General features: G+C 37.2%; 12 protein-coding genes. 7 read left to right on the top strand and 5 right to left on the bottom strand.

Features of this window, described 5'->3' with window-relative positions; genetic code table 11:
* Position 1 precedes the first annotated feature (1 nt).
* Genes LQ227_RS02890 through LQ227_RS02900 form a run of 3 tightly spaced genes read left to right on the top strand, consistent with a single transcriptional unit; the run spans position 2 to position 4,197 of the window.
* Positions 2 to 1,513 (top strand): polyamine aminopropyltransferase, encoded by a 1,512-nt coding sequence (locus tag LQ227_RS02890; protein ID WP_230143627.1) that lies wholly within the window; start codon positions 2 to 4, stop codon positions 1,511 to 1,513.
* A gap of 40 nt (positions 1,514 to 1,553) precedes the next feature.
* Positions 1,554 to 3,146, top strand: a complete 1,593-nt coding sequence (locus LQ227_RS02895) for an NAD(P)/FAD-dependent oxidoreductase (protein WP_230148185.1) — start codon at positions 1,554 to 1,556, stop codon at positions 3,144 to 3,146.
* Complete coding sequence (locus LQ227_RS02900; protein ID WP_230148186.1) at positions 3,133 to 4,197, top strand: hypothetical protein; 1,065 nt, start codon at positions 3,133 to 3,135, stop codon at positions 4,195 to 4,197. The genes LQ227_RS02895 and LQ227_RS02900 overlap by 14 nt, the downstream gene beginning before the upstream one ends.
* A 224-nt stretch (positions 4,198 to 4,421) precedes the next feature.
* Here the strand turns inward: LQ227_RS02900 and LQ227_RS02910 are convergent, their stop codons facing one another.
* From LQ227_RS02910 to LQ227_RS02925, 4 genes are all read right to left on the bottom strand, one after another.
* On the bottom strand, positions 4,422 to 4,820 hold the full coding sequence (locus tag LQ227_RS02910) for a hypothetical protein (protein ID WP_230148187.1): 399 nt from the start codon (positions 4,818 to 4,820) through the stop codon (positions 4,422 to 4,424).
* 186 nt (positions 4,821 to 5,006) lie between these two features.
* The gene (gene gldC, locus LQ227_RS02915; RefSeq protein ID WP_057932380.1) at positions 5,007 to 5,342 is read right to left on the bottom strand and encodes a gliding motility protein GldC; all 336 of its coding nucleotides are present in this window, start codon (positions 5,340 to 5,342) and stop codon (positions 5,007 to 5,009) included.
* A gap of 100 nt (positions 5,343 to 5,442) precedes the next feature.
* The gene (locus tag LQ227_RS02920; RefSeq protein WP_230148188.1) at positions 5,443 to 5,715 is read right to left on the bottom strand and encodes a hypothetical protein; all 273 of its coding nucleotides are present in this window, start codon (positions 5,713 to 5,715) and stop codon (positions 5,443 to 5,445) included.
* A gap of 98 nt (positions 5,716 to 5,813) precedes the next feature.
* Complete coding sequence (locus LQ227_RS02925; RefSeq protein WP_230143617.1) at positions 5,814 to 7,160, bottom strand: DEAD/DEAH box helicase; 1,347 nt, start codon at positions 7,158 to 7,160, stop codon at positions 5,814 to 5,816.
* A 293-nt stretch (positions 7,161 to 7,453) separates the two neighbouring features.
* Between LQ227_RS02925 and LQ227_RS02930 the strand changes: the two genes are divergently transcribed.
* The 3 genes from LQ227_RS02930 to LQ227_RS02940 all read left to right on the top strand — a co-directional run bounded on the left by LQ227_RS02930 (position 7,454) and on the right by LQ227_RS02940 (position 10,387).
* Positions 7,454 to 8,788 (top strand): dihydroorotase, encoded by a 1,335-nt coding sequence (locus tag LQ227_RS02930; RefSeq protein ID WP_230148189.1) that lies wholly within the window; start codon positions 7,454 to 7,456, stop codon positions 8,786 to 8,788.
* Positions 8,789 to 8,868: 80 nt separating this feature from the next.
* A complete protein-coding gene (locus LQ227_RS02935; RefSeq protein ID WP_230143614.1) occupies positions 8,869 to 9,249 on the top strand; it encodes a hypothetical protein in 381 nt (126 codons plus the stop codon).
* Between the two features lie 4 nt (positions 9,250 to 9,253).
* Positions 9,254 to 10,387, top strand: a complete 1,134-nt coding sequence (locus LQ227_RS02940; protein ID WP_230143613.1) for a DUF3810 domain-containing protein — start codon at positions 9,254 to 9,256, stop codon at positions 10,385 to 10,387.
* 65 nt (positions 10,388 to 10,452) lie between these two features.
* Here LQ227_RS02940 and LQ227_RS02945 read toward each other — a convergent pair whose 3' ends face one another.
* A complete protein-coding gene (locus tag LQ227_RS02945; RefSeq protein ID WP_230143611.1) occupies positions 10,453 to 11,034 on the bottom strand; it encodes a tRNA-(ms[2]io[6]A)-hydroxylase in 582 nt (193 codons plus the stop codon).
* Positions 11,035 to 11,187: 153 nt separating this feature from the next.
* Between LQ227_RS02945 and LQ227_RS02950 the strand changes: the two genes are divergently transcribed.
* Entirely contained in the window at positions 11,188 to 12,423 is a 1,236-nt protein-coding gene (locus LQ227_RS02950; protein WP_230148190.1) for a glycosyltransferase, read from the top strand.
* Positions 12,424 to 12,619 lie beyond the last annotated feature (196 nt).

Here is a 12,619-nt window from a genome sequence, read left to right on the forward strand (position 1 = left end):
CATGAACAAAAAGCTCCCGGCACTTTTATTAATTTCTGTTTTTGTTGTTGCCACCTGCGGTCTCATTTACGAGCTGATTGCGGGTACACTTGCCAGCTATTTACTTGGCGATTCAGTTACCCAGTTCTCTACAATAATTGGCGTTTACCTTTTTTCTATGGGTATAGGCTCCTGGATATCTAAGTATTTCGAAAAGAATATCCTCTCGTGGTTTATTCAGATCGAAATTTTAGTCGGCTTAGTTGGGGGTTTTAGTTCAACCGTTTTGTTCCTTGTTTTTGAAAGTATTGCTTCATTCAGGATTGTATTATATGGTTTTGTAAGCCTAACAGGTATTCTTGTGGGTTTAGAAATTCCATTGCTGATGCGCATCCTTAAAGACCGCTATGAATTTAAAGATCTGGTTTCGAAGGTTTTTACATTCGACTACATCGGAGCGCTACTGGCCTCACTAATTTTTCCGCTCTTGCTTATCCCCCATTTAGGACTGGTAAAAACAGCGTATATGTTTGGGATGCTGAACGTTGCTGTGGCTTTAATTGTGTGTTTAAGTTTCAAAAAAGAAATCAGGGCTTCCAAATATCTGCAGAGTGCCTCTATGGTAAGCATTATTTTATTGCTCGCAGGTTTCGTTTACGCAGATAAAATCACCAGTTTCTCCGAAAGTCAGACCTATAGCGATACCATTATTTATTCAAAAAGCACACCTTATCAACGAATCATACTGACTAAAAAGAATAAGGTTTTACGGCTTTTTTTAAACGGAAACCTACAGTTTAGCTCTGATGATGAGTATCGATACCATGAAGCACTGGTACATCCTGGCTTGCAGGCATTGCCTTTTGCTAAACATGTGCTCGTAATGGGCGGTGGAGATGGGCTTGCTGTTAGGGAGATTCTAAAATATCCGAATGTAGATTCGGTAACACTGGTAGATTTAGATAAAGGAATGACAAGTCTTTTTCAATCGAACAAGATCCTTTTAGCTTTAAACAAAAACGCACTCTTATCGCCAAAGGTAAAAGTAATTAATGCCGATGCTTTTAGCTGGATCAAAGTGCAGCATAAAAAATTCGATTTCATAGTTATCGATTTTCCGGACCCCTCAAATTATGCCGTTGGTAAACTGTATACTAATGCTTTTTACAACCTGGTTAAGGGCATACTTGCTCCAAAAGGTTTAATGGTTGTCCAATCGACTTCACCTTATGTTGCACCAAAATCTTTTTGGACGGTTAACAAAACCCTCGAAAGCGTGGGTTTAAAAACCATTCCATATCACAATTATGTACCTTCTTTTGGCGAGTGGGGTTACATTATGGCAACCGATCCGGACAATATTTACAAAAAACCTCAGCAATATTTACCTGGCTTAAGATTCGTTTCGAAAGAAAGTTTAGATCTCATGCTCTTTTTCCCAAAAGATATGGCCAAGGTAGAAACTGATGTAAATAAGTTAAACAACCAGATTTTGGTGAAATATTTCGAAGATGAGTGGGCAAACGTTTTATAAAGATGATTTATCGGCATATTTAAAACGGCGTTCTTTTCTCTTGAGAATTGGATTAATAACAGGTGGCATTTTTCTGAACAGCTGTTATAAAAAAATCAGATCAACCAAATACAACATCAAAGGGACTTTACAGGGTCCAAATGCAAAAGCTGGTCATATTTTGCGCGATAAAATAAAATTACCGGCCCCAAGTAACACCAGAAAAATCAAAACACTGATTATCGGCAGCGGAATTTCAGGTTTATCGGCTGGCAGATGGTTAAAAAAGAATGGTGAGACGGATTTTGAAATTCTGGAATTGGAAAATCATACTGGTGGAAATTCTTATTTCGGCACCAATAAGGTATCCGCATATCCATTAGGTGCACATTATATTACCATTGCAAACAATGATGATAACCTACTTATCGATTTTTTGCAGGAAATTAATGTAATTACCCATTTCGAAAAAGAACTCCCCTATTACAACGATTATTTCCTCACTTTTGATCCCGAGGAAAGATTATTGATCAATGGTGGATGGCAGGAAGGTCTGGTACCCGATTTTGGCGTACCAACAACCGATAAAGAACAGATTAAGCGCTTTTTACAAGAGGTAGATCAGTTAAAAAACACCAAAGGAAACGACGGAAAATTTCTGTTCAATATTCCGCTAAACTCTTCATCAAGCGATCCTAGCTACAGAAAACTGGATAAGATTTCTTTCCATTCATACCTCAAAGAAAAGGGATACGATTCTAAATATCTATTGTGGTATTTAAACTATGCCTGCAAAGATGATTATGGGCAAAAGATAGATAAAATATCAGCCTGGGCGGGTTTACACTATTTCGCTTCGCGCAGAGGAAAAGCAGCAAATGCCGAACAGAATGCCATACTAACCTGGCCCGAAGGCAACGGCTGGATCATGAAGGAGCTTGCTAAGCAGCTAAAAGATCATATCAAAACATCAACCCTATGTTATGGTTTAAAATTGATGGCAAATGGCGATATAACGGCTTCCATATTCAATACGCATACCAACACCACTGAGGAAATAATAGCCGAAAAGATCGTTTTATGCACACCACAATTTGTAAACAACCGCTTACTCAAGAACTTTAACCGGAATATTGATTATAGAGCTTTTAACTATTCGCCATGGCTGATCGCTAATATTACCATCAACGAACTACCAGAATCGAAGGGGATAAATCTTTGTTGGGACAATGTGGCCTATAATACGCCCTCTGTTGGTTATGTAAATTCGGCGCAGCAACATTTAAAGCTCTCGGAGGATAAAAAAGTAATTACTTATTACCTGCCGCTGTGCGATTTTGAACCCGCAATTGCACGGCTGGCAGCATATGCCAGGAGCTACGAACAATGGCTTGATATTGTTGTTCCTGAATTGGAGATGATACATCCGGGAATTACAGATGCTATTGAAAATATCGATTTCTGGGTTTGGGGGCACGGAATGATCGCACCTACCACAAATTTTGTTTGGAGTGAAAATTTGAAAAAAGCGAAAGCTCCTATCAATAATAAGATTTTTTTTGCCCATAGTGACCTGAGTGGGGTTTCTATTTTTGAGGAGGCTTTTCACCAGGGTATTAACGCAGCAAAACAGGTTCTAAATGTTGTCTCATAAACAAATCCAGCCCTGGCTTAATACTGCATGGAGTGATGTTATTTTCATTATATCGCCTGCATTTTTTTCTTTATCGCTGGTTTTGCTTTTCCCAGATCAGTTTCAAAACTCATCAGGTATTCCATTGGCTTATTGGGTATTTTTAATTGTTTTTATAGATGTTGCGCATGTTTACAGCACGCTATACCGAACCTATTTTAGTCCAGGTAATTTCAAAAGGCAGTATACATTGCTCATCTCTATTCCATTGGCCTGTTATATTACAGGTGTTATGCTTTACCGGTTCGACGGTTTATGGTTTTGGAGAATATTGGCTTATTGGGCCGTTTACCATTTTATCAGACAGCAATATGGCTTTATGCGTCTGTATTCCCGTAACGAAAATTCAACTAAACTGTTAACTACCATTGATAAAATTGCCATTTATGCCGCAACTTTATATCCTTTGCTTTTTTGGCATTTAAGCAGCGGCCGAAATTTCAATTGGTTTGTAGAAGGAGATTTTTTCACTTTTAAGAATGATATGCTATTGAGATACTCCGGCATGGTGTATATCTTAATCATAACCATTTATATGGCTAAGGAAATTTTATTGATCATTAGCAAAAAATGGATTAACATTCCGCGCAACTTAATCGTAATAGGAACGTTTTTATCCTGGTATTTCGGCATCGTTTATTTTAATGGCGATATGGCCTTTACTACCTTAAATGTAATTTCGCATGGTATTCCATATATGGCGCTTATCTGGTTTTTTGAGAAGAAAAAAATCGGAGATAAAACCGTTAAGAATAAAATCATGGATCTGTGTTTTGGAAAATTCGGGATATTTTATTTCTTATTGATTTTGGTATTATTTGCCTATCTGGAAGAAGGCCTCTGGGATGGTTTGGTATGGAAAGAACATCAATCGGTTTTCAAACCTTTTTCAAGCTTGCCACAGGTTACCAATAGCGAACTATTATCGCTGCTAGTTCCACTTTTAGCCTTGCCACAGGCTACGCATTATGTACTTGATGGCTTTATCTGGAGAGCAAAAAACAAATTCTAAAGCATCTGTCCGTTTATCAGTTTCGTGGAATAAAGGTTGACTACTGGATTACCGAATTGGCAGACGATTATTCTTGTACTGTGGTAGGTAATCCCGGTTATAAATTTGTTCATCATGAGCTGTAATCAGACTATGCTGGAGAAAACTCATGATGAAATTGTAGCCTAATGTAAAGCTAAAGGATGTAAAGAGGCTAAATTAACCTCGCAATTGCACGAAAAAGCTTAAGCTGTAATTTTTTCGCCACGTTTAATACTGAAAAGCATAAATATAACACCTACTAAAAGTACAATCCAGCCCCACTGGAAATGAACAACTTTACCGATAAGTTTATTGGCGAAGCCATATTTGGTATAATTATTTGCCGTAAAATAAACTGCAACTACTGCTAAAACATACCAGATAGCCATTACGAAACTCATGAACCTAAAGGCACCAACTTTTCTGATAAACAGAAACAATACCGAAATGGCGATAATGGCGTAAGTGATCAAAAACAAACGCGCATCTGATTGATACAAATTCCAATTGCCTTTAATTGGCACTTTTAATATTGGGCAGAAACCTGCAATAACACATAACAAAATGCCCAACCAAGCCCTGAATTTATTTAATACTAACATATTTTTGGTTAATCGGTTAACTGTATAAATTGGTTAATAGTTTATGACACAAGTTGATGATTAATAGTTTAATAGCTAACTTGTCTGGCATTTTTTAATGACTAATGACTAATGACTAATGACTAATGACTAATGACTAATGACTAATGACTAATGACTAATGACTAATGACTAATGACTAATGAACTATTGCCCCTCAATAATCCCCATCTTATCTGCAAAGTGGGCACAGTAATCACGTAAATCTTCAACAATCAACGTTTCGTTTGTGGCTTTTAAAAAGCTATCGCCCATGGTTTGCAAAGTTTCGTAGAAGAAACGTTTCATCTCATCAACAGGCATATCCTTTGTCCAAAGATCTATCTTTAAAGTATTTTTATAATTGTGGTCCCAAACCGATAAAAACATCGCCTTTGCAGGCACTTTATCAGCGTTTCCAGCATCTGTGCTCTCCCAAAGTATGTTATCTGGGTTATTGCCTTCATCTAACTCAACGGTTATTTTTATTTCTGCTTTTTTCATTTTCTAATATTGATTACACCGATAAAGAGACTACATAAATTTATCGACTAATTTTTCCGGATGCAAAGATGCTTAATATTAGTTTTACTTCATCGTAGCCTTACACTACTTTTTGTAATATTAACATCAAGATTGCGGCAATGAAGATAAAGATCAATTCTACCACCCAGATCCTTTTAATATCTTTTAATGTGAACCGGAAAATCATATCTGTAATAAAGGTTACAAGAATAAGGCAACCTAAAATCAGGAGATAAAAGCCGCTCATATCCACATGGCGTGGCGCTGTGCTTTTCCCAGAAACTAAATTTACAGCGACTAATCCCAAACCAATGGCGCTAACGATATTTAAAGGCGTAATCCTAAAGTTCATCTGTGTTTATTTATTCGTTTTCAATTGTCAGATGGAGCCTTTGACAATTGAAATAATTATTTAGAAAATTAATAATTATTTCGATTGTGTCGGGTTCATTACTTTTTCTTATCGAATTTTTTACCTTTTTTAAAAGTCTTTACCTGCTTACCAGCCTTTGCTTTAGCTTTTTCTCGTACCTTTTTCTCTATCGCAGCAGCATGCTTTTTCTCATGGAAAGCCCCTTTAAAATCAGGGTCTTCCTTACGTTTCTGCATATCGATCTCCTTCGCAATATGCTGACGCTCCTCGTAAGGCGTTTCATCTATGAAAACACCTTCCGGAATTTCAGCCACTGGAATATATTGGCGGATCAATTTTTCGATCTTGCGGATATAATATTTTTCGGCATCCGTTGCAAAGGTAATCGCATCACCTTTGGCAAAAGCCCTACCGGTACGGCCAATACGGTGTACGTAATCTTCTATAATGATGGGCACATCGAAATTGATCACATGACTTACATCACTTACATCAATACCCCTACTTGCCACATCTGTAGCCACTAGCACCCTGACATTACCTTCTTTGAAACTATTTATGGAGTTAATTCTGGTGTTCTGTCCTTTATTGGCGTGGATTACACGAACATTCTCAGCACCATATCTGCGCTCAATAAAACTGTAAATATTATCGGCAACGGTTTTTGTTTTACAGAAAATGATCAGGCGGTTAAAAGCCTCATCATTCTTCAACAAATGCTGCAATAGGTTAATTTTCGTTTTGAAATTCGGAACGTAATACAAAGTCTGCGTTACGTTTGCTGCAGGAGTTGCTTGCGCAGATGCCTCAATCACAAGTGGATTATTCAAGAAATCCCCTGCAATTTTCTGCACTAAATCGCTCATGGTTGCCGAAAACAATAAATTTTGGCGTTTACGCGGAACGATTTCCAAAATCCGGTGTATTGAGCCAATAAAGCCCATATCCATCATTTTATCGGCTTCATCCAGTACCAAAAATTTTAGGCTCTGTGTATTAATATCACCAGCTAAATATAAATCCAGGAACCTTCCGGGTGTAGCAATCAGGATATCAACCCCTTTTGCAATTTGCTCTTTCTGTGTCTTTGGACCGATTCCGCCAAAAATTACCAATGAACGTAAATCCGTATAAGTAGAAAACAACTTTACCTGCTCGGCAATCTGCATGGCCAGTTCGCGTGTTGGAGATAGAATTAAAGCCCTTGGATTATCGCCCTGAGCATATTTCAATTGCATTAAAATTGGCAAAACAAAAGCAGCGGTTTTTCCTGTACCAGTTTCGGCAATACCGAAAATATCCTGTCCGGATAATACTGGTGCAATTGCTTTTTCCTGTATCGGCGTGGCAACGGTATAACCTGCATCGGCAACTGCATTTAAAATTTGCCTGTTTAACTTAAATTCTTCGAACGATTTTGCCATAGCGCACAAAGATAGTGATTAAGGTTGACGGTTAGAAGGTGTAAGGCAGAAGGTTTCGAATCATTCTAAAATGTAAGACTTCTTTTTATAAGATAGGTGTAAAGCAATTTCAGTAATTCTTCGGTTCCGGCAGCCCTGCCATCCGTTTTATCCCGATGAAAATCGGGATGCCCACTACTATCAGGTTTATTTAACCAAAAACAGTAGCATAAAACTCAATTTCCCCTATCCACAGTATCAAATCTTGATACTTGATACTAACTACTTAACACTAAATTACTACCTTTGAAACCATGAATACTTACCTGATAAAAGCTGCCACAATTGTAAATGAAGGACAAAAAATTGTTGCCGATGTATTGATAAAAGATGGATTGATAGCCAAAATCGGCCAAAATCTATCTGCACCTGATGCGCAAGAAATTAATGCAGAAGGGCAATACCTTTTACCAGGGATGATTGACGATCAGGTACATTTCCGCGAACCAGGTTTAACCCATAAAGCCGATATTTTTACCGAAAGCATGGCCGCTGTAGCCGGAGGTATTACTTCTTTCATGGAAATGCCCAATACTGTACCCAATACCTTAACACAGGATTTATTAGCTGATAAATATGAAATTGCTGCCCAAACTTCGTTAGCGAATTATTCATTTTATATGGGGGCGAGTAACGACAATATTGAAGAGGTTTTAAAAACCGATCCTAAAAATGTTTGCGGAATTAAGGTCTTTATGGGTTCATCAACTGGGAACATGCTGGTGGATAATGAAAAAACCTTAGAAAACATTTTTAGTAAGGCACCGATATTGGTAGCTACCCACTGTGAAGATGAAGCAACCATCCGCCATAATCTGGCCGAATTTAAAACCAAATACGGCGAAGATTTAACGATAGAGATGCATCCTTTAATCCGCAGCGCAGAGGCCTGTTATAAATCATCATCATTGGCGGTCGAACTTGCTAAAACTTATCAAACCCGCTTGCATATCTTACATATTTCTACTGCAAAAGAAATAGCACTATTTGATAATATTACCGCGCTAAAGGATAAAAAAATTACGGCTGAAGCTTGTGTGCACCACCTTTGGTTTAACGATAAAGATTACGCTTTAAAAGGAAATTTCATTAAATGGAACCCTGCGGTAAAAACCGAAGACGATCAAAAAGGCGTGCTTAAAGGCGTCCTTGAAGACTATATTGACGTAATTGCAACAGATCACGCGCCACATACATTAGCAGAAAAGCAGCAACCTTACAGTCAAGCTCCATCTGGTGGACCTCTAGTTCAACATGCATTACCAGCCCTGTTAGAAATGCATTTGCAAGGCAAAATATCTTTAGAGAAAATTGCCGAAAAAACGGCACACAACCTGGCTATCTGTTTTGATATCGAAAAACGTGGTTTCATCCGCGAAGGCTACTGGGCAGATTTAGTGCTGGTAGACCTGAAAGATTCCTGGACAGTAACCAAACTTAATAATTTCTATAAATGTGGTTGGAGTCCATTCGATGGAGATACCTTCCAGGCAAGCATTACCCACACTTTTGTATCAGGCAATTTGGCTTATCAAAATGGCAAATTTACGACCGATCAGATTGGAAAACGCCTAACCTTTGCAAGGTAGATTGTTTAGCTTAACTTATTTGCGACGAAAGAAATAATGAATTCATCTTTGTATTTTCGCTGAAAGCTGTATTACTTGTTATGACTACTTTCAATCCTCCCATCAAAGCAAGAACAACAAAAGAACTCCTTTTAATTGTAGGTGCCCCAGATGAATGGAATGAGATCGCTTTATTAGAGGCCCAATCTGAGCTCGCTTTAAGAAAAGTTAATGAATTAGAAATCAAACAGGCTAAACACTCATCAAAACAAAAAGCCAGATTAGAAGAATTAAAAAGAGCAAAAGAATCGTACTCAGTTTTTGATTTTATTTTTGAGCCTATAACTTTTATCGAAATTATTTTTTCTTGGGAATTAAAAAAAGATGGATACCTTAGAAAAGCAGAACAGCAGCGATGGTTTAGAAAAACACTACTAGTCTTGTTGCTTGCAATATTATTGTTTTTTATAATCTACAAGTGATTTAATGTCATCTAAAAAGTTAGGGCACTCCAAAACGTTTATCATTGCAACAGCAGCCTTTTTAGTTTTTCTGCTTGGATTAAGCGAGAGTTTAACCGAAAAAATTTACTCCAATAATCTTTATCCTATAATTTCTAAACTATTAAGATTTTTAAGCGCCCTGTTCCCTTTTGCAATCGGCGATGTACTCTACATCCTATTAGTTGCTTGTTTATTGTGGTATTTTTTTAAAATCTTCAAAAAGTATCGTGCAAAAGAAATCAATTTAAAACAGGTAGGGATAAAATGCATCAACCTTATTTTGGCACTCTATCTTGTTTTCAAACTAAGTTGGGCCTTAAATTACTCGCGACCAGCAATTGCAAAAAAATTGGGTATAGCTGATGAAAAATATAATACTGCCCAACTGGTAACTTTAGGTAAATACTATCTCATTAAGATTACTTATTTAAAGCTTAAGATAGATAGTATGAACAGCAGACCAAAGCAATATTCGGTTGCAGCTTTGTCTAAAACAGCAACACGAAGCTATCAATTCCAAGCTGAGCAAAATACTGTTTTTAACTATACCATACCAAGCGTAAAAGCATGTTTATTTGCCAATTATGTGGCAAAAAGTGGCATTGAAGGTTATTACAACCCATTAAGTGGGGAAGCCAATATAAATATGAACTTACCTCCTTTCATTTTGCCTTTTACCATTTGCCATGAAATTGCACATCAAACGGGTATTGCCAAAGAAGATGAAGCCAATTTATTAGGTTATATTACAGCCATCAAAAGTGACGATATCAATTTCCAATACGCTGGTTATTATTGTATGTTCCGTAGTATTTTATGGGAAATCAGGATGAAATCGCCTAACGATTACCAAATGATTTTTGATCGTATTGCACCAACAGTATTGGCTGATTTTAAGACGGAAAACCAATTTTGGTTAAAGAATAATTCTGATATGTCGAAATATATGAGTGTAGCTTTTGATCGATTATTGAAACTAAACAACCAGAAAAAGGGAATTGATAGCTATCAGGATATTGTGCTCTGGTTATACAACTATCATAAAAAAGATTTAGAAAAAACCTTATCCCGCAGTTCATCAGAAAGTTGGATTACTAAACATCCCCAACGTAATTAGTCATATCTTCAGTTACAATTATCAACTCACAGTTGTTTATAGAAGACGGCGAACTGCAAACTGAACTACCCGTGAATGGCTTCTCTGTTTCCAAAACTCTGAATCAATTCCCCTTCAAAATCTAACCATTCTTTCCAGCGTTTATCTACATCAACATCGGTACTGTATTTACGTGCAAAATTTAAAAATGTAGTATAATGTCCGGCTTCTGACACCATCAGTTCGTGGTAAAACTTGGCCAGTTCCTGATCTTTTATATTTAACGAAAGTACCCTGAAACGTTCGCAACTCCTGGCTTCAATCATTGCCGCAAACAATAACCGATCAATAAAAGCCATATTCCGGCTTCCGTCTTTTTTGCTAAATTTTACCAAACGACCAACATAATCATCTTTTCGCTCTCGGCTTAAAGTATAACCCCGTTTTTTTATAATTTCAATTACCATCTGGAAATGCTGCATTTCTTCGATGGCAATCGCTGTTAATTCATCTACAAGATCCTGATGCTCGGAATTTTGAGTAATTAAAGTAATGGCATTGGTTGCCGCCTTTTGTTCACACCAGGCATGGTCAGATAAAATTTCTTCTAAATTTGATTCCGCAATATTTGCCCAACGTGGGTCTGTCAATAATTTTAATCCTAACATGTAGTGCTTGTAATTGAGCTGCAAAATTAAGAATATTTAAGATACGTTTAATATTCCCCACACATTTAAAAGATGATGCAGATTTTATATTTCACTCCGTGAAAATCACATTTATATGTGGGAGCAAAAAAAAAGAACTTATTTTGCAGGTAAATGAATACAACTGCTAAGAAATTATTAATTATTGGATTTGTTTGGCCCGAACCCACTTCATCGGCAGCGGGTACAAGGATGATCCAATTGGTTGATTTATTTCTGTCTAAAGGTTATCAGATCACTTTTGCATCCGCAGCATCAAAAAGCGATTTCAGTTATGATTTTAGTAAGACTAGTGTTGTTGAGCAACAAATCAAACTAAACGACGAAAGTTTCAACGTATTTCTGAAGGAATTAAACCCAGAAATCGTGCTGTTCGACCGCTTTATGGTAGAAGAGCAATATGGCTGGCGGGTTCAGCAGGAATGCCCTAATGCACTTAGGATTTTAGATACCGAAGATTTACATTGTCTGAGAAGTGCCCGACAGCAAAGCGACAAAAAAAAACAAGTTTTAGATTTATTTTCAGATACGGCCAAAAGAGAAATTGCTTCAATTTTACGCTGCGATTTATCTATAATGATTTCGGAAGTGGAGATGGATATACTGAAAAATCAATTCAAAATTGATCCTTCACTGATTTATTATTTACCATTTCTCGAAGAAGAAATCGATCAGCAGGTTATCGAAAAATGGATTCCCTTTGAAAATCGGGCAGATTTCGTTTTCATTGGCAATTTCCTTCATGAGCCCAATTGGAATACCGTTCAGGTTTTAAAAACCAAGATCTGGCCAGTACTCAGAAAAAGACTTCCAGGTGCGAATTTGAATATATTTGGATCTTATCCCTCGCAAAAAGTGCTGCAACTAGACAACAAAGGCGAAAAGTTCTTAATTAAAGGAAGAGCTTTAGATGCTAAGGAAACCATTGCTAAACATAGAATATTGCTCGCCCCTATTCAGTTCGGTGCAGGTGTAAAAGGTAAATTTATTGACGCCATGCAAGTAGGTACCCCATCGGTAACCACATCGGTCGGGGCAGAAGCCATGAAAGGCAATTTAGATTGGAACGGTAGCATTGAAGATAATTTAGAGTTATTTATTGATGAAGCCGTAAAGTTATATCAGGATAAAAACTCCTGGCAAATTGCACAACAGAATGGCGTACAGATCATTAACCAAAGGTATTCCGCTAAATATTTTACAGATCAATTCAAACAAGAAGTTGAAAGGCTAGCTTCAGATTTAAGGGCACACCGGCAAAATAACTTTTTCGGACAGCTATTAAATCACCACACAGCACAAAGCACCAAATATATGTCGTTATGGATTGAAGAGAAGAATAGAAAGTAGTCTCTAGCCCTCAGTCAGAAGTCTTTAGTGGGGAGTTGAGTATTTTTAGTCAGAAAGTCGGGAATAGATTCTAGGCTCAAATATTTAATAGTTGTCAGTCTGAACCTGTCGAAGACCTTTATTTGCCGAAACAAAAACAATTGCCCTTCGACAAGCTACCATTGACGTTGGTTTACAAACCACTATTGATCAGAAT

The sequence above is a fragment of the Pedobacter sp. Bi27 genome, assembly GCF_918698255.1.
Taxonomy (GTDB): Bacteria; Bacteroidota; Bacteroidia; order Sphingobacteriales; family Sphingobacteriaceae; genus Pedobacter.

Excerpts from the sequence above, each read along its gene's own strand:
- LQ227_RS02890 (WP_230143627.1), top strand. The coding sequence starts at position 2 with ATGAACAAAAAGCTCCCGGCACTTTTATTAATTTCTGTTTTTGTTGTT.
- LQ227_RS02900 (WP_230148186.1), top strand. The coding sequence starts at position 3,133 with ATGTTGTCTCATAAACAAATCCAGCCCTGGCTTAATACTGCATGGAGT.
- LQ227_RS02910 (WP_230148187.1), bottom strand. The coding sequence starts at position 4,820 with ATGTTAGTATTAAATAAATTCAGGGCTTGGTTGGGCATTTTGTTATGT.
- gldC (WP_057932380.1), bottom strand. The coding sequence starts at position 5,342 with ATGAAAAAAGCAGAAATAAAAATAACCGTTGAGTTAGATGAAGGCAAT.
- LQ227_RS02920 (WP_230148188.1), bottom strand. The coding sequence starts at position 5,715 with ATGAACTTTAGGATTACGCCTTTAAATATCGTTAGCGCCATTGGTTTG.
- LQ227_RS02925 (WP_230143617.1), bottom strand. The coding sequence starts at position 7,160 with ATGGCAAAATCGTTCGAAGAATTTAAGTTAAACAGGCAAATTTTAAAT.
- LQ227_RS02930 (WP_230148189.1), top strand. The coding sequence starts at position 7,454 with ATGAATACTTACCTGATAAAAGCTGCCACAATTGTAAATGAAGGACAA.
- LQ227_RS02935 (WP_230143614.1), top strand. The coding sequence starts at position 8,869 with ATGACTACTTTCAATCCTCCCATCAAAGCAAGAACAACAAAAGAACTC.
- LQ227_RS02940 (WP_230143613.1), top strand. The coding sequence starts at position 9,254 with ATGTCATCTAAAAAGTTAGGGCACTCCAAAACGTTTATCATTGCAACA.
- LQ227_RS02945 (WP_230143611.1), bottom strand. The coding sequence starts at position 11,034 with ATGTTAGGATTAAAATTATTGACAGACCCACGTTGGGCAAATATTGCG.
- LQ227_RS02950 (WP_230148190.1), top strand. The coding sequence starts at position 11,188 with ATGAATACAACTGCTAAGAAATTATTAATTATTGGATTTGTTTGGCCC.